This is a genomic window from Blastococcus sp. SYSU D00695, from assembly GCF_054050555.1.
Genome location: NZ_JBJGZP010000040.1, coordinates 1 through 18982, shown reverse-complemented (window position 1 = coordinate 18982; position 18982 = coordinate 1). Strand labels below are relative to the sequence as shown.

Below are 18982 nucleotides of genomic sequence, written 5' to 3'. Positions count from 1 at the left end.
TAGGCGGGGGGCTGGTAGGCCGCGGGGGGGTGGGCGGGCGGGTAGCCGGCCGGGGGATAGGCGGCCGGCGGGTACGCGGCCGGCGGGTACGCGGCCGGCACGTAGCCGCCCGGCGGGTAGCCGTACGGCGCCACGCCGTAGGGCCCGGGGCCGTACGCCGCCGGCGGGTACCCGGCGCCGGGCGGGTACGCCGCCGGCGCGGCGGGCGGCACCGGGGGGCGCGGCGGTCCGGCCGGCGCCGGCACGCGGGTCGTGGGGCCGGTCGGGGAGTCGTCGGCGTCCGGGGCGGGCGCCCGGTCGGTCGCGGGGTCGTCGGCGGCCGGCATCGGGCGGGTGGCCGACCGGGGACGCTCGACCGGCGCGGTGTCCAGCGGCCCGGTCACCGGCGCAGCCGAGCGGCGACGCAGCACGCCGCGGCGCGGTCCGGGAGGCGGGGTGGTGGGCACCGCCCCATGGTGCCGCACGTCCCTGAGCAGGCGGGGAAGGCGGAAGCGGCGCGTACCCCACCGCGGCGGACGGGGCGGCGGCGGTGCGCGACAATGGGGGACGTGCCCGACACCCCGCCGTCCCCCCTGGCCGCCGCCGTCGACCTGGCCCGCGCCGCGGCCGAGGAGACCGCCGGCGACCCCGGCGTCGTCGGCGAGCACCTGGCGGCCACGCCCGAGGGGCCCGGTGACCCCGCCCTCGGCGAGACGCTGACCCACTGCTTCGCCAGCACCCTGCCCGGCTACGTCGGCTGGTACTGGGCCGTGACGCTGGGCCTCGCCGCCGGTGAGGACGCCGTCACTGTCGACGAGGTCGTGCTGCTCCCCGGCGAGCAGGCGCTGCTGGCCCCCGCCTGGGTGCCGTGGCACGAGCGGCTGCGCCCCGGCGACCTCTCGGTCGGGGACGTGCTGCCCTCCACCGAGGACGACCCCCGGCTGGTCCCCGCCTACACCGTCGACGACGACGTCGCCGAGGACCCCGAGGCCCGCGCCGTCGCCCAGGAGATCGGGATCGGCCGCGAGCGGGTCTTGTCCCGCGAGGGCCGCGCCGAGGCCCTGACCCGCTGGTCCGACGGCGACTTCGGGCCGCGCTCCCCCATGGCCCGGCACGCCCCGGGCCCGTGCGGCACCTGCGGCTTCTTCCTGCCGCTGGCCGGGTCCCTGCGCGGCGCGGCCGGGGCCTGCGGGAACGCGTACGCCCCCGCCGACGGGCGCGTGGTCACCGTCGACTACGGCTGCGGCGCCCACAGCCAGGCCACCCTCGTCGTGCAGGAGGCCACGGAGGTCGTGCACACCGCGCGGTACGACACCGCCGACTACGACAAGCTGTAGTCCTGCGGTCCTCCGGACCGCACCGCGGCCACTCTGCGGGTGTTCCTCGTGGTCCGGGGGTCCTGCAGGGCCGGCATCGTGGGGAGGGCGCCCGCGAGGTCGGTCAGTCGCGGTCGGGGCGCGCCTTCCCGAGCTGGCCCTGCCAGCGCATGATGCCCAGCCCGAGGAACGGCAGCGCGATGCCGGCGACGCACGTCCACGTCCACACCCGGTCCACGCGGTCACCGAGCAGCAGCACCACCACCAGCGCCACCGCCCACAGCGCCGTCCCGGCCAGCACCACCCGCGCGGTGTCCACGCGCAGCGGGGGCGGGGCCTGCTTCGTCGGTCCGGGCACGCCACGACCCTAGGCGTTCCCCGGACGGGCTCCGGCGGTGCGCGCCGCGTGTGGCACTCTGTCGCCGCCCGTCCGGCAGTCCCCCCGCGGAGATGCACCATGCCCGAGAAGTCCCGCCCCGCCACCGGGGACAGCCCCGCCGACGTCTCCGCGGCCGCCACGCCGGCCGCCCCGCGGCGCAGCGAGGGGCCCCGCATCCGTCCGCGCAACGGCCTGGACCGCTACTTCGGCATCAGCGCGCGCCGCTCCACCGTCGCCCGCGAGGTCCGCGGCGGGCTCACCACCTTCTTCACGATGGCCTACATCGTGGTGCTCAACCCGATCATCCTGTCCGGCGCCGACATCGACGGGAACACGCTGCCGTTCCGTTCCGTCGCCGCCGTCACCGCGCTGATCGCCGGGCTCATGACGATCCTCATGGGCGTCGTGGGTCGCTACCCGCTGGCGCTGGCCACCGGCCTGGGCATCAACGCCATCGTCGGCGTCTACGCGGCCACCCAGCTCACCTGGCCCGAGATCATGGGCCTGGTGGTCCTCGAGGGCCTGCTCATCACCGTGCTGGTGCTCACCGGCTTCCGGAAGGCCGTCTTCGAGGCGATCCCGGGGCAGCTCAAGGTGGCGATCGCCGTCGGCATCGGGTTCTTCCTGACGATCATCGGGCTGGCCGACGCGGGGGTCATCCGCCCCGGCAGCCCGCTGATCAGCTTCGGCGTCGAGGGGTCGCTGGCCGGCTGGCCGCTGCTGGTGTTCGTCGTCGGCCTGCTGCTCATGGCCGTCCTGGTGGTGCGCAAGGTCAAGGGCGCGCTGCTCATCGGCATCGTGGCGACGACGGTGTTGGCGATCATCGTCGAGGCGATCGCCGACGTCGGCCCGCGCATCGCCGACGGCGCCGAGAACGCCCGCGGCTGGGCGCTGCAGGTGCCCGAGCTGCCCGACGACGTCGTCTCCAGCCCCGACCTGTCCCTGGTGGGCCAGTTCTCGCTGTTCGGCGGCTTCGAGCGGATCGGGGTCATCGCCGCGCTGCTGATCGTCTTCTCGATCATGATCGCCGACTTCTTCGACACCGTCGGCACGGTCACCGCCGTCGGCGCCGAGGGCGACCTGCTGGACGACAGGGGCAACCTGCCGCGGTCGCAGCCGGTGCTGCTGGTCGACTCGGTGGCCGCCGCCGCCGGTGGCGCCGGCAGCGTCTCGTCCAACACGACCTACATCGAGAGCACCGCCGGTGTGGCCGACGGCGCCCGCACCGGCCTGGCCAGCGTCGTCACCGGCGTGCTCTTCCTCGGCGCGATGTTCTTCACGCCGCTGGTCGAGATGGTCCCGTCCGAGGCGGCCGCCCCGGCGCTGGTCATCGTCGGCGCGCTGATGATCACCCAGATCCGGCACCTGACCTGGGACGACATGTCGCTGGTCATCCCGGCGTTCCTCACCATCGCGCTGATGCCGTTCACCTACTCGATCACCAACGGCATCGGGGCCGGCGTGGTCAGCTTCGTGCTCCTGCGCGTCGCGGTCGGCCGCGGCCGCGAGGTGCACCCGCTGATGTGGGTCATCGCCGCGGTGTTCGTCGTCTACTTCGCGCTGGAGCCGATCCAGCAGCTCGTCTGAGCGCGCGAGGTCGTTAGGTAGGCTACGGATCGTGCCCCGGACGACGCTGGACAGCGCGGCGCTGGCGCACGACCTGCGGCTGGCGGTCATGCGGTTCTCCCGCCGGCTGCGCCACCAGCGGGTGGACACCTCGGTCACGCTGACGCACCTGTCGGCGCTGTCGACGCTCAAGCGGCACGGGCCGATGAGCCCGGGCGAGCTGGCCGGGCACGAGCGGGTGCAGCCGCCGTCGATGACGCGGGTGGTCGTGGCGCTGGAGGCGATGGGCCTGCTGACCCGCGACCCGCACCCCACCGACGGCCGCCAGGTGGTCATCGCCCTCACCCCGGCCGCGGAGGAGCTGCTCACCGCCGAGGCGCAGGCCCGCGAGGCGTGGCTGACCGGGCAGCTGGCGGAGCTGACCGGCGAGGAGCGCGCGGTCCTGCGGGAGGCCGCGGAGATCATGGAGAAGCTGGCCGCTCGGTGAGTGCCGCCCCCGCCGCCAGCCCCTCGCGGGGCACGTTCCGGTCGCTGCGGGTGCGCAACTACCGCCTGTACGCCTCGGCCAACCTGGTCAGCCTGATCGGCACGTGGATGCAGCGGATCGGCCAGGACTGGCTGGTGCTGCAGCTGTCCGGCGACAGCGGCACCGCCCTCGGCGTCGTCACCGCCCTGCAGTTCGGGCCGAGCCTGCTGCTGAGCCTCTACGGCGGCGTCCTGGCCGACCGCTACCCCAAGCGGCGGGTGCTCGTGGTCACGCAGGCCCTCATGGGGCTGGTCGCGCTCGTGCTCGGCCTGCTGGTGGTGACGGACGGCGTCCAGCTGTGGCAGGTCTTCGCGCTGGCCGGGGCGCTGGGTGCGGTGTCGGCGATCGACGTCCCGGTGCGGCAGGCCTTCGTCTCGGAGATGGTCGGGCCGGAGCTGGTCACCAATGCCGTCGGCCTGAACTCCACGATCTTCAACGGTGCCCGGCTGGTCGGCCCCGCGGTGGCCGGGCTGCTGATCGGCGCGTCCTCGGGGGACACCGGCCCGGCGTTCCTGGTCAACGCCGGCAGCTTCGCGTTCACGATCGCGGCGCTGCTCGTGATGCGGCCGGGGGAGCTGTTCCCCAGCCCGCCGGTCGCCCGGGCGCGCGGCCAGCTGCGAGCCGGCCTCGCCTACGCGTGGTCCCGGCCGGACCTCGTCCTGGCGCTGGGGCTCGCCCTGCTGGTGGGCACCTTCGGGCTGAACACCCAGGTCACGATCGCGCTGATGGCCCGGCAGGAGTTCGCCGTCGGGGCGGAGGCCTTCGGCCTGCTCACCACCTGTTTCGCGGTCGGCTCGCTCACCGGGGCGCTGCTGTCGGCCCGCCGCACCAGCCGACCCCGGCAGCGGGTCCTGGTCGCCGGCGTGGTGCTGTTCGGCCTGGCCTCCGTCGTCGCGGGCCTCATGCCCGGCTACGGCTGGTTCGCCGCGGCCCTGGTGCCCACCGGGGCGGCGGCGATGCTGTTCACCGTCGCGAACAACAGCTTCGTCCAGCTGGGCGTCGACCCCCAGCTGCGCGGCCGGGTGATGGCGCTGTACTTCATGTGCCTCACGGGCGGGATGCCGCTGGGGGCGCCGCTGGTCGGCTGGATCGCCGAGCACCTCGGCCCGCGCTGGGCCCTCGTGCTGACCGGGGGCCTGCTGGCCGTGGCGGGGGCGTGCGCGGGGGCGCGGCTGCTCCGCCGGCAGCGGGCCCGGGGCGCCGACGGTGCCCCGGCGCCCGGTCTCGGCTCACCCGTCGGCACCGGCTGACCCGGCGTACCGTTCAGCCCACCCGCACCCCGCCGCCCCGGAGGCCGTCATGGCCGGCGCCCTGCTGCAGCTCGTGTTGCTCACCGCCGCGCTCGTGGGCTCCTTCGCCCTGCTGGGACTGCTGAGCGGCCTGTTCTGCGGCTCGGTGCGGCTGCCCGCCCGCCGCGACCGGACCCCGCACCCGGTCCACCGCCCGCTGCAGCAGGTGGCCGCCGACCTGCGCCGCCTGGCCCGCCAGCTCGAACTGGTCCCCGCCGGGTCGCCCGTCGCCCGGAGGCGGGGCCTGCAGGCGGCCTACGACGACGTCCTCGTGGAAGCGGCCACGCTGCTGGAGGTGCGGCACACCCTGACGCTCACGCCGGACGGCCGGGCCCGGGACGTCGAACGGCTCCGGCTGCAGGCGGCGCTCACCGACGCCGGCCTGGACGCCCGCTGAACGAGCCGGGGCCGCTGCGGCTGTTCGTCGCCGTCACCCCGTCCGACGAGGCGCTGGCGCACCTGGCCGCGGCCGTCGAGCCGCTGCGGGCCGCGGCCGGCGCGCCCGCCTGGACGGCGCCCGACCGGTGGCACCTCACGCTGCTGTTCCTCGGCGCCGTCCCCCCGGCGACCGTGGCCCCGCTGTGCGAGCGCGTCGCCGGGGTCGTCGCCGCCTGCCCGCCGATGACGCTGCGGCTCGCCGGTGGCGGACGGTTCGGCTCGGTGCGCCGTCCGCAGGTGCTGTGGGCCGGCCTCGCCGGGGACGTCGTCCCGCTGGGCGAGCTGGCCGCCCGGCTCGGCCGCGCCGCCCGGGCGCTGCGGCTGGCGGTGGAGGACCGCCCCTTCCACCCGCACCTCACCCTCGGGCGCTGGCGGCCCGGCCGGCCCGCCGACGCCGCCCTGGCCGACCGGCTCGCCGGCTACGCGGGGCCGCGGTGGCCGGTGGCGGAGGTGACGCTGGTGCGCAGCACCCTCGGCCCCCGCCCGCGGCACGACCGGGTGGCCGGCTGGGCGCCCGGGGGCTGACTCACCAGGCGTACTCCACGGGGGCCGGCCGGTAGCCCGGGAAGATCTCGTCGAGGCGGGCCAGCGTGGCCTCGTCCAGGGTGATCTCGAGGGCGCGCAGGCCGCCCTCGAACTGCTCCATCGTGCGCGGCCCGACGATCGGCGCGGTCACTCCCGGCCGGTGCAGCAGCCACGCCACGCCGACGTCGGCCGGGGCGTGCCCGAGCTCGCGGCACAGCGCCTCCCACGCCTCCAGCGCCGGGCGGTGGCGCTCGATCCGCTCCCGGTTGCGCTCCTCCTGGCGGCGGGCGCCCTCCGACCCGTCCAGGACGCCGCCGAGCAGCCCCCCGGCCAGCGGGCTCCAGGGGATGACGCCGATGCCGTGGTGCTGCGCGGCCGGCAGCACCTCCAGCTCCACGTGCCGGGTGAGCAGGTTGTAGTGCGACTGCTCGCTGACCAGACCCTGCGAGCCGCGGCGGGCGGCGACCGCGTTGGCGGTCGCCAGCTGCCAGCCGGCGTGGTTGGACGAGCCGACGTACAGCACCTTGCCCTGGGCGACCAGCGTCTCGCAGGCCTGCCAGATCTCGTCCCACGGCGTCTGCAGGTCGACGTGGTGGAACTGGTAGAGGTCGATCCAGTCGGTCTGCAGCCGCCGCAGCGAGGCCTCGCAGGCGCGCACGATGTTGCGCGCGGACAGGAAGGTGTCGTTGGGCCAGTCCGACATGCCGCCGTACACCTTGGTCGCCAGCACGGTCTTCTCCCGCCGCTCGGCGCCCTGGGCGAACCAGGAGCCGATGACCTCCTCGGTCCGGCCCTTGCCGGCCTCGAAGCCGTAGACGTTGGCGGTGTCGAAGAAGTTCACGCCCTCGGCGAGCGCCCGGTCCATGATCGCGTGCGACTGGTCCTCCTCGGTCTTCCAGCCGAAGTTCATGGTCCCCAGGCACAGCCGGGAGACCGACAGGCCGCTGCGGCCGAGGTGCGTGTACTCCATGGATCCCCACCCTGGCACCCTGTCCGGCGTGCCGCAGAGCGACAGTGCCTTCGACCGTGCCACCGCCGTGACCCTCGCCGAGGGGGGAGGTTCCATCGCCCAGCTGGACGCGAACTGGGAGATCGGCGGCGGCATCCTCAACGGCGGCTACCTGATGGCGGTGGCCGCCCGCGCCGCCCTGGCCGGCAGCCCGCACCCGCACCCGGTCGCGGTGTCGGCGACCTTCCTGCGCGCGGCCGCGGCGGGACCGGCCGCCGTCTCGCTGACCGCCGGGGCGCCCGGGCGGACGCTGGCCAACAGCGTCGCCGTGCTGTCCACCGACGCCGGGCCGCTGCTGACCGCGCAGGTCACCGCCGCGACGCTGGGGGAGGAGCCGGTCGACTGGTCGGCCAACCCGATGCCGTCGGCGCCGGCGCCGGAGGACTGCCCGTCCTCGCTGCGGGAGGGCGGGAAGCCGGCCGTCGGGCTGGCCGGGCAGCTGGAGATGCGCTTCGACCCGGCGACGGCGGGCTTCATGCACGGCCGCCCGGCGGCCGAGCCCCGGCTGCGCGCCTGGATGCGGCTGGCCGACGGGCGCGAGCCCGACCCGCTCGCGCTGCTGCTGTTCGCCGACGCGCTGCCGCCGGCCGCCTTCGCGATGGGCCGGACGGGCTGGGCGCCGACCGTGCAGCTGCAGGTGCTGGTGCGCGCGCTCCCGGCGCCGGGCTGGTGCCTGGTCGAGAACGTCAACACCGAGGTGGCCGGCGGCTGGACCGACGAGGACTGCTCGATCTGGGACTCGACCGGCCGGCTGGTCGCGCAGAGCCGGCAGCTGGCCCGCCTGCCGCGCTGAGCCGTCCCGGGCCCGGCGGCGGTCAGCCGGGCAGGGCGACGTCGCCGGCGAGGTAGCGCTGCACGGTCGGGCCGACGGCGGCCACCACCGCGTCCGGCGAGGCGGAGGCCAGCGGCTCCAGGCGCAGCACGTAGCGGGCGATGACCAGGCCGATGACCTGGGAGGCGACCAGCGCGCCGCGGGCCTCCCGCTCGGCGACCGGGAGGTCCATCGAGCCGACCACCCGGCGGACGACCTTGGCCAGGACGAACTCGCGCAGCAGCACCGCCGACCACTCGTGGTTGATGGCGGAGCGGACCAGGGCGAGGACGGCGGGCCGCGCCGGGCCGTCCCACACCCGCAGCACCATGCGCACGACGGCGGCCCCCCGCGCGTCCGGCGGCGCGGCCAGCACCTCCGGGAGGAACTCCTCGGGGTCGGCCGGGGCCTCGACGGCCGCGAGGAAGAGCTTGTCCTTGGTGCCGAAGTAGTGGTGCACCAGCGCGGGGTCCACCTCGGCGGCGGCGGCGATGGCGCGGATGGAGGCGCCGTCGTAGCCGCGCTCGGCGAACGCCGTCCGGGCCGCCGTCAGCACCGCCTCGCGGGTGTCGGGGTTGCCGGGGCGGCGTCCGCCGGGGCGCCGTCGGGTCTCGCTCAGCTGGTCCTCCTCCGCAGGGTCGCCGCAGCCAGCGCCAGGGCGAGCAGCGCGACACCGGCCACGATCGCGACGTCCCGCCACATCGTGCCGGTCGCGGTCGCCGAGGACCCCACTTCCTGCAGGGCCTCGACCGCGTAGGTGAGCGGCAGGAGGTCGCTGATCGCCTGCAGCCAGCCGGCCATCTGCTCGCGCGGGACGAGCAGCCCGCAGAGGAAGAACTGCGGGAGGACGACGACCGGCATGAACTGCACCGCCTGGAACTCGGTGCGGGCGAAGGCGCTGGCGAGCAGGCCCAGGGCGACCCCCAGCACCGCGTCGACGACGGCGATGAGCACGACGAGCCACAGTGACCCCGCGACGTCGAGGCCGTACAGCGTCGTGGCCACGGTGACGGTGACCACCGCCTGCACCGCCGCGGCGGCGCCGAAGGCCAGGCCGTAGCCCAGCAGCAGGTCCAGCCGCGACAACGGGGTGCTCAGCAGCCGCTCCAGGGTGCCCGAGGTGCGCTCCCGCAGCATCGCGATGCTGGTGACCAGGAACATCACGACGAAGGGGAAGATCCCCAGCATCGTGAGCCCGACCCGGTCGAACACCGTGGCCTGCCCGGGCGGGGTCGGCACGTCCCGCCACAGCAGGTACAGCAGCCCGAGCAGCAGGCCCGGCAGCACGGTCAGCATGGCGATCGTGCGGGGGTCGTGGCGGAGCTGGCGGACGACCCGGCCGGTCGTCGCTGCCGTCATCCGGGGGCTCAGGGCGGTGGTCACGCCGCCACCTCCTGCCGGCGGGCGAGGACGAGGCGCAGGAACGCCTCCTCGAGGTCGTCGGTGCCCGACTCCGCGCGCAGCTGCTCCGGGGTCGAGTCGCTGAGCAGCTCGCCCTCGCGGAGCAGCAGGAGCCGGTCGCAGCGGCCGGCCTCGTCCATGACGTGGCTGGACACGACGAGCGTCGTCCCCGCGGCGGCGAGGGCGGCGAACCGGTCCCACAGCTCCACCCGCAGCACGGGGTCCAGGCCGACGGTGGGCTCGTCGAGCACGAGCAGCTCGGGCTCACCGACCAGGGCGCAGGCCAGCGACACCCGTCCGCGCTGACCACCCGACAGGTCGCCGACCAGCTGGCCGGCGGCGTCGCGCAGGCCGACGTCGACGAGGGCGGCGTCCGCCGGGCGGTGCCCTCGGCCGTAGAGGGCGGCGAAGTACCGGGCGTTCTCCCGGACGGTGAGGTCCTCGTAGACGCTGGGCGCCTGGGTGACGTAGCCGACCCGGGAGCGCAGGGCGGGGGAGCCGGCCGGCTCGCCGAGGACGGTCACCTCGCCGGAGCGGATCCGCTGCACGCCCACGACGGCCCGCAGCAGGGTGGACTTCCCGCTGCCGCTCGGGCCCAGCAGGCCGGTGACCCGGCCGGCGGGCACCGCGCAGGTGAGACCCGGGAGCACGCGGCGCGGACCGCGGTCCACGACGAGGTCGGTGACGGTGACGGCGTCGGTCATGGTCGCCTCCTCAGGACAACTCAACGCCTGATGAACTCAACGGTAGGTGAGTTGTGGCGCGGTCGTCAACGGGTCCGGGAGCCGGTACCGGGGCGCCCCCGGGGCGGCAGGCGTCAGGCCCGGGCGAGCGCCCGGCCCAGCGCGTCGCCGGAGGTCCAGGCCGCCTCGACCCGCGAGGGCGCCGACCAGCCGTCGCCGCACGCGCCGATCCCGTCGACCAGCCCGAACGGCTCCGGCCGCGGGTCGGCCGGCCGCGCGAAGGTCCAGCGGTGCACGCGCGCCCAGGTCGGAGCGGCGGCGAGGTCGAGCGCGCGCGCCACCGCGGCGGCGACGGCCGGTCCGGCGGCCTCGGGGTCGGCCAGGTGGGCACGGGCCAGTTCCGGGGTCGTGTGCGCCACCAGCACCGGGGCGCCGTCGCCGCGGCGGTCCCCGTCGTCGGCGACCCAGGTCACCGCGTCGTCGTCGTGCACGAAGGCGCCGTGCAGGTCGGCCGGCCAGCACCGCCGGTCGAAGCCCAGGACGACGGCCAGCGCCGGCTCCCACGCGCGGTCGCCGAGCAGCCGGCCGGCGGTGTCGGGGTCCAGCAGGCGCCGCGCCTGGGGGTCTGGCATGGCCAGCACCGCCGCCGGCACCGCCTCGCCGTCCACGCTCGGGCCCGGGCGGACCTGCTCGACGGTGACCTCGGCGACGACGTCGACGCCGCTCGCGAGGTCGGCGACCAGCGACCGCAACCCGTCGGGGGCGGCGTACCGCACCGGCCCGGTGGTGGTCCGCTCGACGCCGGAGGGGCCGGCGACGGCGAAGGTGTCTGTCCACGGCCGGGCCAGGCCGCGGTCGACCCAGGAGGCGACGACGCCGGCGAAGGGCGAGCCGTCGGAGACGGTCAGGTAGGAGGCGCCGATGTCGACCACCCGGCCGCCCCGCATGCTGCGCGAGGCCATCCGCCCGCCCGGGCGGTGCGCGCGGTCGAGCACGCGGACGGCGGTCCCGCCGGCCAGCAGGGCGCGGGCGCAGGCGATCCCGGCGATGCCGCCGCCGACGACGGTCACGGGGGAGGCCACCGCCTGATCTTGCTGGCCGCGCGCCCGCGCCGCTCGGGGAGCCCCGGCAGCCGGCACCCGGCACGAGGCATGGGAAGCCATCCCCCCGTCTGCCGGGCCCGGTACCGGGGGATGGCCTCCCATGCCCGAGGATCGGCGGCGTGGCAGCCGAGCAGATCACCGATCCCGCCGACGAGCGGGTCGCCGACTTCCGCGACCTCGTGGCCGGCGACAGGGCGCCCGGCACGCCGCGCGGCACCGGACCGGTCATCGTCGAGGGGGTGCCCGCGGTGCAGCGGCTGCTCGCCTCGCCGTACCGGGTCCGCGCGGTGCTGGGCGTCCCCGGCCGGCTGGCGGCCCTGGACCTGCCCGAGGGCGTCGCGGCCTACGAGGCGGACAAGTGGGTGCTGTCGGAGGTCATCGGCTTCCGGCTGACCCGCGGCGTGCTCGCCTCGGCCGACCGGCACCCGCCCGCCGACGTCGACCGGCTGCTGGCCGGCCCGGACCCGGCGGCGCCGCGCCGGCTCGCGGTGCTGGAGGCGCTCAACGACGCGGAGAACCTGGGCTCGATCGCCCGGTCGGCCGTGGCGCTGGGCGTGGACGGGCTGCTGCTGGACCCGCGCTGCGCCGACCCGCTGTACCGCCGCTCGGTGCGGGTGTCGATGGGCCACGTGCTGTCGCTGCCCTTCGCCGTCCTGCCCGACTGGCCCGGCGGGCTGGACCGGCTGCACGACGCCGGGTACCTCACCGTGGCGCTCACCCCCGCGGACGACGCCGTCGACCTGGCCGACGTCGACCCCCGGGCGCACCCGCGCACCGCGGTCCTGCTGGGCGCCGAGGGCCCGGGGCTGACCCCGAAGGCCCAGGCCGCCGCGCGGGTCCGGGCGCGGATCCCGATGCGGGCCGGGGTGGACTCCCTCGGCGTCGCGGCCGCGGCCGCGGTGGCGTTCGCGACCCTGCGCTGAGCCGCCCTGCGCTGAGCGGCCCTGCGCTGAGCCGCCGCGGTCAGCCGCGCAGCGAGAACCGGGCCAGCATCGCGCGGGCCTCCTCGGCGCGGCTGGGCTCGCACATCACGTCGTAGCGGGCGGCGGTGATCCGGCTCGTGCTGGTGAAGTCGCGCCGGCCCTGGGTGGCCGCGTACCCCATGCCGCCGAACAGCGCCCCGAAGAGCAGACCGATCAGGAGCCCGGAGAACACCGAGGCGAGCCAGTTGTCGCCGTCGGAGGTGAAGATCCCTAGCAGCAGGCCGACGAACAGACCCCACCAGGCGCCGCCGAGGGCACCGGCCGCGAGCGCCCGCCCCCACGTCATCCGGCCGGTGACCTTCTCGACCATCCGCAGGTCCGACCCGATGATGGTCACGTTCTCCACGGGGAACCGCTCGTCCGACAGGTAGTCGACGGCGGCCTGCGCCTGCTCGTAGCTGTCGTAGGACCCCACCTGGACACCGCCGAGCGGCATCGACACCGACATGGACATGGCCCACCTCCTGTCCCGGGTCAACGGGGGACGCGGCGGCGCTGTTCCGCCGGGTCAGCGGTGCTTGCGCACCCCGAACACGATGTCCTCCCACGCCGGGATGCGGGCGCGTGGGTCCTCGTCCTCGCCGTCGGTCCGGCCCAGGACGACGGTGTCGTGCTCGGCGATCTCGTCGAGGTCGGGCACGGGGTCGTGGGCCCGGCGCGTGGGCGTGCCGTCCGGGGGGACGACGTCGCGCACCGGCTCCGCCGGCTCCGGGGTCACCTGCTCGGTGACCATCGAGACCGGGCGGGAGCGGTGCAGCGGGGACGCCGGGAGGCCCGCCGGCACGTCCGGGACGACGCGCACCAGGCGGGTGCCCTCGGCGAAGTCGGTGGTGCCGGCGTCGGCCGGGGTGACCGTGCGGCCCGGCACGTCGTAGACCCAGCGGGTGACGCCGGACTTCGCGCCCGCCTGCCACGCGGCGGTCACGTGCCAGACGCCGTCGGAGGGGCGGGCGGCGTCCCACCGGACGGCGTCGAGGTCGGTGCCCAGCAGCCGCAGCCGCTCGGCCATGAACTGCTGCAGCGGCGGGGCGAACGAGCCGTCGGAGAGGCGGACGCGGGCCTCCCTCGCCTGCTCGGCCACGCGCTCGCGCTCCTGCAGCACCGGATGGGCGAACCGCAGCACGCGCTCGACCCGCACGCCGGCGGCCTCGGCCACCTGCTCCGGCGTCTCGCCGGCCCGGATGCGGGCCTGGATGACCCGCGGGGGCAGGCTCATGCCGAGGTCGACGTCGATCTGGCCCAGCCGGCGGGCGTCACCGCGGGCGGCGGCGCGGACCCGGTCGTCGACGGGGAGCTCGAACCGCTCGCCCTCGTCGCCGGGCTCGACCCCCTCGGCGGCGAGCACCAGGCTCGAGCCGTCGTCGGAGAGCCCCACGAGGCGCAGCGTGCGCATGGGCGTCCTCCGTTCGTCGCGAGGGTGGGTGGATCCGCGGCCGAGGCTAGCCGCGCTCGCGGAGGTGCCGCCGCAGCCACGCCCGGCGTGGCGGGAGTTGTTGCCGGCCCTCCCGGTCACCACCCGCCGACGCCGAGATCGGCGATCTCGGCGGCATCAGCGCGTGATACCGCCGAGATCGCCGATCTCGGCCGGGGGGCGGGGTGCAGACGCGCCCGCTCGGGAGGAGGGGCGCCCGAGGGCTAGAGGCGCTCGGCGACGTGGTCGATGCAGGCGGTCAGCGCGCTGACGTCGTCGGGGTCGACGGCCGGGAACATGCCCACGCGCAGCTGGTTGCGGCCGAGCTTGCGGTAGGGCTCGACGTCGACCACGCCGTTGGCGCGCAGCACCTTGGCGATCTGCGCGGCGTCGACGCCCTCGGCGAAGTCGACGGTGCCCACGACGAGCGAGCGCTCGGCCGGCTCCGCGACGAACGGGGTGGCCGACTCGGACCGCTCGGCCCAGCCGTAGAGGCGGCTGGAGGAGTCGCGGGTGCGCTCGACGGCGCCGGGCAGCCCGCCGAGGCCGTTGAGCCAGTCGACCTGGTCGGCCAGCAGGAAGAGGGTCGCCACCGCCGGGGTGTTGTACGTCTGGTCCTTGCTGGAGTTGTCGACCGCGATCGACAGGTCCAGGAACCCGGGGATCCAGCGGCCCGACGCCTTGATCTCGGCCACGCGGGCCAGGGCCCGCGGCGACATCAGCGCGACCCACAGGCCGCCGTCGGCGGCGAAGGCCTTCTGCGGGGCGAAGTAGTAGACGTCGGCCTGGGCGACGTCGACCGGCAGGCCGCCAGCGCCGCTCGTGGCGTCGACGAGCACGAGCGCGTCGTCGTCGGCGCCCTCGGGCCGCACGACCGGGGCCATGACGCCGGTCGAGGTCTCGTTGTGCGCCCAGCCGTAGGCGTCGACGCCGGCCTCGCCGGTGGGCAGCGCCAGCGTGCCGGGCTCGGCCTTGGCGATCACCGGGTCGCCGAGGAACGGCGCCTCCTTGACGCCCGAGGCGAACTTCGCGGAGAACTCCCCGAAGGTGCCGAAGGCCGCGCGGTCGCGGATCAGGCCGAAGGCGGCCGCGTCCCAGAAGGCCGTCGTCCCACCGTTGCCGAGGACCACCTCGTAGCCCTCGGGCAGGCCGAACAGCTCGCCCAGCCCCTCCCGCACCCGCTTGACCAGGTTCTTGACCGGCGCCTGCCGGTGCGAGGTGCCCATGACGGCCGCGCCGTCGGCAGCCAGCGCCTGCAGCGCCTCGGGGCGGACCTTCGACGGACCACAGCCGAAGCGCCCGTCACGGGGGAGCAGGTCGGCGGGGATCTGGATGCTCATGCGGGGCGGTGCCTCTCCGTACCTCGGCCCGCTGCAGACCCCGCCCCGCGACGGTCGCGGGGCGGGGCAGCGGGGTCCTCACATCAGGCCGGGGCGGCCTGGCTGATCGACTTGACCTGGACGTTCTCCCAGCCCTCGACTTCTTCGGGCTTGCGCGGGTCGGGGCCGACGTAGCGGGCCGACGGGCGCACGAGGCGGCCGGTGTTCTTCTGCTCCAGGATGTGCGCGCACCAGCCGGCGGTGCGGGCGCAGGTGAACATCGAGGTGAACATGTGGCTGGGCACCTCGGCGAAGTCCAGGACGATGGCCGCCCAGAACTCGACGTTGGTCTCGACCGGGCGGTCGGGACGGCGCTCGCGCAGCTCCTTGAGGGCGGCCTGCTCCAGCGCGCGGGCGGCCTCGAAGCGGGGGGCGCCGAGCTCCTCGGCGGCGCGGCGCAGCACGCGGGCGCGCGGGTCCTCGGCCCGGTACACCCGGTGGCCGAAGCCCATGAGCCGCTCCTTGCGGTCCAGCAGGTCCTTCACGTACCGGTCGGCGTCGCCGACCTGCTCGACCTCGTCGAGCATGTGCAGCACCCGGGAGGGGGCGCCGCCGTGCAGGGGGCCGGACATGGCGCCGATGGCGCCGGACATGGCGGCGGCGACGTCGGCGCCGGTGGAGGCGATGACCCGGGCGGTGAACGTCGAGGCGTTCATGCCGTGCTCGGCCGCGGAGGTCCAGTAGGCGTCGACAGCGGCGACGTGGCGGGGGTCGGGCTCGCCGCGCCAGCGGACCATGAAGCGCTCGACGATGGTCTTGGCCTCGTCGATGCGCGCCTGGGGGACGGCGGGGGTGCCGATGCCGCGCGCGGACTGCGCTACGTAGGACAGCGCCATGACGGCGGCGCGGGCCAGCTGCTCGCGGGCCTCCTCGGCGCTGATGTCCAGCAGGGGGCGGTAGCCCCAGAAGGGGGCCAGCATCGCGAGCGCGGCCTGGACGTCGACGCGGACGTCACCGCTGTGCACGGGGATCGGGAAGGGCTCCGCCGGCGGCAGGCCCGGGCCGAACTTGCCGTCGACCAGCAGGGCCCACACGTTGCCGAAGGTCACCTTGCCGACCAGGTCCTCGATGTCGACGCCGCGATAGCGCAGGGCGCCGCCGTCCTTGTCCGGTTCGGCGATCTCGGTCTCGAAGGCGATGACGCCTTCCAGTCCGGGTACGAAGTCGTCGGCCATCTCGCATGCTCCTCCGGGCGCGGGATCGTGCGCCGGATCGCGGCGTCACGACAACGCCCGAACCATAGGCCCGTCACCGGCCGTGGGCACACGGGGGGCGGGGCGGTGGCAGCATCGGGCGCGTGCCCGACCTCTCCCGCATGCGCAGGGACTACGACCAGCCCGTTCTCCGCGAGGAGGACCTCGCGGGGAGCTGGCTCGAGCAGTTCGACCGCTGGTTCACCGACGTCGTCGCCTCCGGTGCGGCCGACCCGAACGCGGTGGTCGTGGCCACGGCGGACGCCGACGGCGCCCCCGACGCCCGGATCGTGCTCGTGAAGGGCTACGACGAGGCCGGTTTCGTCTTCGGGACCAGCTACGCCTCCACCAAGGGGGCGCAGCTGGCCGTCAACCCCCGCGCGGCGCTGGTGTTCCCGTGGCACGCCCAGCAGCGGCAGGTCCGGGTGACCGGGCGGGTGGAGCGGATCGGCGACGGCGCCTCCGACGCGCTGTGGGACCCGCGGCCGCGGGAGGCGCAGCTGGCCGCCGTCGCCTCCGTGCAGTCCACCGTCGTCGACTCCCGCGACGAGCTGGAGGCGCGGGTGCGGCTGCTCGACGAGGAGACCCCGGCCGGGTCGGTGCCGCGGCCGCCGGTCTGGGGCGGGTACCGCGTCGTCCCGGAGACGGTGGAGTTCTGGCAGGGCGGTCCCGGGCGCCTGCACGACCGGCTGCGCTTCGTGCGCGACGACGCGGAGGGCGGCGGCTGGGTCGTGCAGCGCCTCGCCCCCTGAGGCGCGCGCCCGCGAGCCCGTGCCGGCCGGCGCGATGGTGTAGACGTGTCCGGGTGCCCCGACTGCTGCAGCTGGACTCGTCCGCCGACCTGAGCGGCTCCCGCACCCGGGCGGTCACCCGGTCCTTCGCCGACGCGTGGACGTCGCGTGGCGGGGACTGGACGGTCGTCCACCGGGACCTGCACCGCGCCCCCCTGCCGCACCTGGCCGACGCCGACCTGCACTGGGCGCCGCGGCTGCGGGGCGAGGCCGCCGACCCGCCGGCCGCGGCCGCCGCGCTGCAGCAGGAGCTGATCGACGAGCTGCTCGCCGCCGACGTCCTCCTGGTCGGCGCACCGATGTACAACCACTCGCTGCCCTCGGCGCTGAAGGCGTGGCTGGACCACGTGCACGTGCCGGGGCTGACCTCGCCCTTCGACGAGCCCACCCAGCCGCTCGCCGGCCGGCCGGCCGTGGTCGTGGCGAGCCACGGGATGGCCTACGACGCGGGCACCCCGACCGCCGGGCAGGACCACGGCGTGCCGGTGCTCGAGCTGGTGCTGGGCGGGGCGATGGGCATGACGGTGACGTCCCTGGTCACCCGGTACGCCATCGCCGGGCGCATCCCGCAGCTGGCCGCCCAGGCCGCGCAGGGGGAGGCGGAGTTCGACGCCCTCCTCGTCGAGGCCGCCGAGCTGGCCCGGCGGCTGCCCGGGGACTCGACGCCCGCCTGAGCCCACCCGCGCCCGACGGGGCGTCCGGCCGGTGCCCCGCCTCCGGTGGCAGCATCGACGGAGTGCTCCTGACCCGTTCCGCCCGCACCGCCGGCGGGGACCGCCGCGACGGAACAGGTCCGGCGCGGTGACCGCCCCGGTCGACCCGGTCGAGGGGGCCGGCACGGCGGCCGAGCCCGTCCCGGCGCCCCGGCGGCGCTCCTGGGCCATCGACACCACGCCGCTGCAGGACGCGAACTACCGGCGGCTGTTCTGGGGCATCGCGGCGACGATGCTCGGCCAGCAGATGACGCTGGTCGCCGTCCCGTTCCAGGTCTACGACCTCACCGGCTCCTCGCTGATGGTCGGCGTCACGTCGATCGTCGCCCTGGTGCCGCTGGTGGTGTTCGGGCTGCTGGGTGGCGCGATCGCCGACGCGATGGACCGCCGGCGGCTCATGCTGGTGACCGCGACCGGCTCGGCCGTGACCAGCACCCTGCTGGCCCTGCAGGCGCTGCTGCCCGGCGGCGGCGAGGTCTGGCTGCTGTGGCTGCTCACCGCCGCGGTCTCCGGGTTCAGCGCGGTCAACCAGCCGGCGCGCAGCGCGGTCATCCCGGCGCTGGTCGGCCCCGCCGGCGTGCCCGCGGCGAACGCGCTGTCGATGACGGTCCGCCAGGTCGGCGTCATCGTCGGGCCGCTGCTGGCCGGCGTGCTGATCGGGCTCGGTGACCTGTTCCTGGCCTACGCCGTCGACGCGGCGGGCTTCGTCGTCGCGCTCCTGCTGCTGCGCGGGCTGCCGGCCCTGCCGCCGGGCGCCGCGGCCGTTGGGCGGCTGCGGCTCGGCGCGGCGGTGCGCGGGGTGGGGGAGGGGTTCGCGTTCCTGCGCACCCAGCCGGTGCTGCTGATGACCTTCGTCGTCGACATCATCGCGATGGTCTTCGCCTGGCCGCAGGCCGTCTTCCCCGAGCTCACCGAGACCCGCTTCGCCGACTCGCCGAACGCCCTGGGCTGGCTGTTCGCCGGCATCTCGATCGGGGCGCTGCTGATGGGCCTGACCTCGGGCTGGGTGTCGCGCGTGGACCGGCAGGGCGCGGTGGTCATCGCCGCGATCGCCGTCTGGGGCGTGGCGATCATCGGCTTCGGGCTGGCGCCGTCGCTGTGGCTGGCCGTGCTGTGCCTGGCGGTCGCCGGCGCCGGGGACATGGTCAGCGCGGTGCTGCGCTCGTCGATGCTGCAGCTGGCGGCGCCGGAGGAGATGCGCGGGCGCATGCAGGGCGTGTTCATCGTCGTCGTGGCCGGGGGGCCGCGGCTGGGCGACCTGCGCGCCGGCGCCCTGGCCAGCACGGCGGGCGTCAGCGTCGCCATGGTGTCCGGCGGGATCGCGACCGTCGTCCTGATGGCGGTCGTCGCGCTCGTGGTGCCGTCGTTCTGGCTGTTCCGGGCCTCGGGGGGGGGGGGGGGGGGGGGGCCCGCCCGCGGGCCGCGCGCCCGCCCAGCACGACGACCGACTCCGGCGGCCGGCGGGCCAGCAGCGCCGCGACGAACGT

Annotated in this window: 21 protein-coding genes and 1 pseudogene; 11 read left to right on the top strand and 11 right to left on the bottom strand. The window is 76.1% G+C overall.

All coding sequences use genetic code 11. From position 1 onward, the window contains the following. Window positions 1–446, bottom strand: a pseudogene (locus ACI781_RS18100) (hypothetical protein); the annotation flags it as partial. Window positions 447–539: 93 nt separating this feature from the next. On the opposite strand from ACI781_RS18100, the gene ACI781_RS18095 reads away from it, so the two are divergent. Then, window positions 540–1316, top strand: a complete 777-nt coding sequence (locus ACI781_RS18095) for a DUF3027 domain-containing protein (RefSeq protein ID WP_456567519.1) — start codon at window positions 540–542, stop codon at window positions 1314–1316. Window positions 1317–1419: 103 nt separating this feature from the next. Here the strand turns inward: ACI781_RS18095 and ACI781_RS18090 are convergent, their stop codons facing one another. After that, a complete protein-coding gene (locus tag ACI781_RS18090; protein ID WP_456567518.1) occupies window positions 1420–1653 on the bottom strand; it encodes a DUF2530 domain-containing protein in 234 nt (77 codons plus the stop codon). A gap of 99 nt (window positions 1654–1752) precedes the next feature. Here ACI781_RS18090 and ACI781_RS18085 point away from each other — a divergent pair, with 99 nt between their 5' ends. From ACI781_RS18085 to thpR, 5 genes are read left to right on the top strand one after another with little or no spacing between them, the layout of a single operon-like run. Further along, window positions 1753–3261, top strand: coding sequence for an NCS2 family permease (locus tag ACI781_RS18085; protein ID WP_456567517.1), 1509 nt, complete (start codon window positions 1753–1755; stop codon window positions 3259–3261). Between the two features lie 31 nt (window positions 3262–3292). Next, window positions 3293–3727, top strand: coding sequence for a MarR family winged helix-turn-helix transcriptional regulator (locus ACI781_RS18080; protein ID WP_456567516.1), 435 nt, complete (start codon window positions 3293–3295; stop codon window positions 3725–3727). Continuing rightward, window positions 3724–5016 (top strand): MFS transporter, encoded by a 1293-nt coding sequence (locus tag ACI781_RS18075; protein ID WP_456567515.1) that lies wholly within the window; start codon window positions 3724–3726, stop codon window positions 5014–5016. The genes ACI781_RS18080 and ACI781_RS18075 overlap by 4 nt, the downstream gene beginning before the upstream one ends. 49 nt (window positions 5017–5065) lie before the next feature. After that, window positions 5066–5452 carry a hypothetical protein gene (locus tag ACI781_RS18070; protein WP_456567514.1) on the top strand — a complete coding sequence of 129 codons (387 nt, stop codon included), beginning with the start codon at window positions 5066–5068 and terminating at the stop codon, window positions 5450–5452. Beyond that, window positions 5449–6018, top strand: coding sequence for an RNA 2',3'-cyclic phosphodiesterase (thpR, locus tag ACI781_RS18065; protein ID WP_456567520.1), 570 nt, complete (start codon window positions 5449–5451; stop codon window positions 6016–6018). The genes ACI781_RS18070 and thpR overlap by 4 nt, the downstream gene beginning before the upstream one ends. Before the next feature lies 1 nt (window position 6019). Here the strand turns inward: thpR and ACI781_RS18060 are convergent, their stop codons facing one another. Beyond that, on the bottom strand, window positions 6020–6988 hold the full coding sequence (locus ACI781_RS18060) for an aldo/keto reductase (protein ID WP_456567513.1): 969 nt from the start codon (window positions 6986–6988) through the stop codon (window positions 6020–6022). A 28-nt stretch (window positions 6989–7016) separates the two neighbouring features. Here ACI781_RS18060 and ACI781_RS18055 point away from each other — a divergent pair, with 28 nt between their 5' ends. Then, window positions 7017–7820: a thioesterase family protein gene (locus ACI781_RS18055; protein ID WP_456567512.1), complete on the top strand. Its 804-nt coding sequence runs from the start codon at window positions 7017–7019 to the stop codon at window positions 7818–7820. 22 nt (window positions 7821–7842) lie between these two features. On the opposite strand, the gene ACI781_RS18050 is transcribed toward ACI781_RS18055, so the two are convergent. From ACI781_RS18050 to ACI781_RS18035, 4 genes are all read right to left on the bottom strand, one after another. Then, window positions 7843–8394 carry a TetR/AcrR family transcriptional regulator gene (locus ACI781_RS18050; RefSeq protein ID WP_456567511.1) on the bottom strand — a complete coding sequence of 184 codons (552 nt, stop codon included), beginning with the start codon at window positions 8392–8394 and terminating at the stop codon, window positions 7843–7845. A 59-nt stretch (window positions 8395–8453) separates the two neighbouring features. Then, a complete protein-coding gene (locus ACI781_RS18045) occupies window positions 8454–9221 on the bottom strand; it encodes an ABC transporter permease (RefSeq protein ID WP_456567510.1) in 768 nt (255 codons plus the stop codon). Then, window positions 9218–9943 (bottom strand): ABC transporter ATP-binding protein, encoded by a 726-nt coding sequence (locus tag ACI781_RS18040; RefSeq protein ID WP_456567509.1) that lies wholly within the window; start codon window positions 9941–9943, stop codon window positions 9218–9220. Before ACI781_RS18040 ends, ACI781_RS18045 begins: the two co-directional genes overlap by 4 nt. 113 nt (window positions 9944–10056) lie before the next feature. Then, window positions 10057–11004, bottom strand: coding sequence for an NAD(P)/FAD-dependent oxidoreductase (locus ACI781_RS18035; protein WP_456567508.1), 948 nt, complete (start codon window positions 11002–11004; stop codon window positions 10057–10059). A gap of 140 nt (window positions 11005–11144) precedes the next feature. Here ACI781_RS18035 and ACI781_RS18030 point away from each other — a divergent pair, with 140 nt between their 5' ends. After that, a complete protein-coding gene (locus ACI781_RS18030) occupies window positions 11145–11948 on the top strand; it encodes a TrmH family RNA methyltransferase (protein WP_456567507.1) in 804 nt (267 codons plus the stop codon). A gap of 40 nt (window positions 11949–11988) precedes the next feature. On the opposite strand, the gene ACI781_RS18025 is transcribed toward ACI781_RS18030, so the two are convergent. The 4 genes from ACI781_RS18025 to ACI781_RS18010 all read right to left on the bottom strand — a co-directional run bounded on the left by ACI781_RS18025 (window position 11989) and on the right by ACI781_RS18010 (window position 15973). Then, window positions 11989–12462, bottom strand: coding sequence for a general stress protein (locus ACI781_RS18025; RefSeq protein ID WP_456567506.1), 474 nt, complete (start codon window positions 12460–12462; stop codon window positions 11989–11991). Between the two features lie 54 nt (window positions 12463–12516). Then, complete coding sequence (sepH, locus tag ACI781_RS18020; RefSeq protein WP_456567505.1) at window positions 12517–13401, bottom strand: septation protein SepH; 885 nt, start codon at window positions 13399–13401, stop codon at window positions 12517–12519. Window positions 13402–13643: 242 nt separating this feature from the next. Further along, entirely contained in the window at window positions 13644–14759 is a 1116-nt protein-coding gene (serC, locus tag ACI781_RS18015) for a phosphoserine transaminase (RefSeq protein ID WP_456567504.1), read from the bottom strand. Between the two features lie 83 nt (window positions 14760–14842). Next, window positions 14843–15973: a citrate synthase 2 gene (locus ACI781_RS18010; protein ID WP_456567503.1), complete on the bottom strand. Its 1131-nt coding sequence runs from the start codon at window positions 15971–15973 to the stop codon at window positions 14843–14845. Between the two features lie 122 nt (window positions 15974–16095). Here ACI781_RS18010 and pdxH point away from each other — a divergent pair, with 122 nt between their 5' ends. The 3 genes from pdxH to ACI781_RS17995 form a co-directional block, all read left to right on the top strand. Further along, entirely contained in the window at window positions 16096–16743 is a 648-nt protein-coding gene (gene pdxH / locus ACI781_RS18005) for a pyridoxamine 5'-phosphate oxidase (protein WP_456567502.1), read from the top strand. Between the two features lie 53 nt (window positions 16744–16796). Next, a complete protein-coding gene (locus tag ACI781_RS18000) occupies window positions 16797–17456 on the top strand; it encodes an FMN-dependent NADH-azoreductase (protein ID WP_456567501.1) in 660 nt (219 codons plus the stop codon). A gap of 127 nt (window positions 17457–17583) precedes the next feature. After that, window positions 17584–18982 (top strand): MFS transporter (locus ACI781_RS17995; protein WP_456567500.1); only part of this gene is annotated, 1399 nt, incomplete at its 3' end.

Bases quoted from the DNA above. Each gene is read 5' to 3' on its own strand.
- ACI781_RS18095 (WP_456567519.1), top strand. From the start codon at position 540: ATGGGGGACGTGCCCGACACCCCGCCGTCCCCCCTGGCCGCCGCCGTC.
- ACI781_RS18085 (WP_456567517.1), top strand. From the start codon at position 1,753: ATGCCCGAGAAGTCCCGCCCCGCCACCGGGGACAGCCCCGCCGACGTC.
- ACI781_RS18070 (WP_456567514.1), top strand. From the start codon at position 5,066: ATGGCCGGCGCCCTGCTGCAGCTCGTGTTGCTCACCGCCGCGCTCGTG.
- ACI781_RS18060 (WP_456567513.1), bottom strand. From the start codon at position 6,988: ATGGAGTACACGCACCTCGGCCGCAGCGGCCTGTCGGTCTCCCGGCTG.
- ACI781_RS18040 (WP_456567509.1), bottom strand. From the start codon at position 9,943: ATGACCGACGCCGTCACCGTCACCGACCTCGTCGTGGACCGCGGTCCG.
- ACI781_RS18025 (WP_456567506.1), bottom strand. From the start codon at position 12,462: ATGTCCATGTCGGTGTCGATGCCGCTCGGCGGTGTCCAGGTGGGGTCC.
- sepH (WP_456567505.1), bottom strand. From the start codon at position 13,401: ATGCGCACGCTGCGCCTCGTGGGGCTCTCCGACGACGGCTCGAGCCTG.
- serC (WP_456567504.1), bottom strand. From the start codon at position 14,759: ATGAGCATCCAGATCCCCGCCGACCTGCTCCCCCGTGACGGGCGCTTC.
- ACI781_RS18010 (WP_456567503.1), bottom strand. From the start codon at position 15,973: ATGGCCGACGACTTCGTACCCGGACTGGAAGGCGTCATCGCCTTCGAG.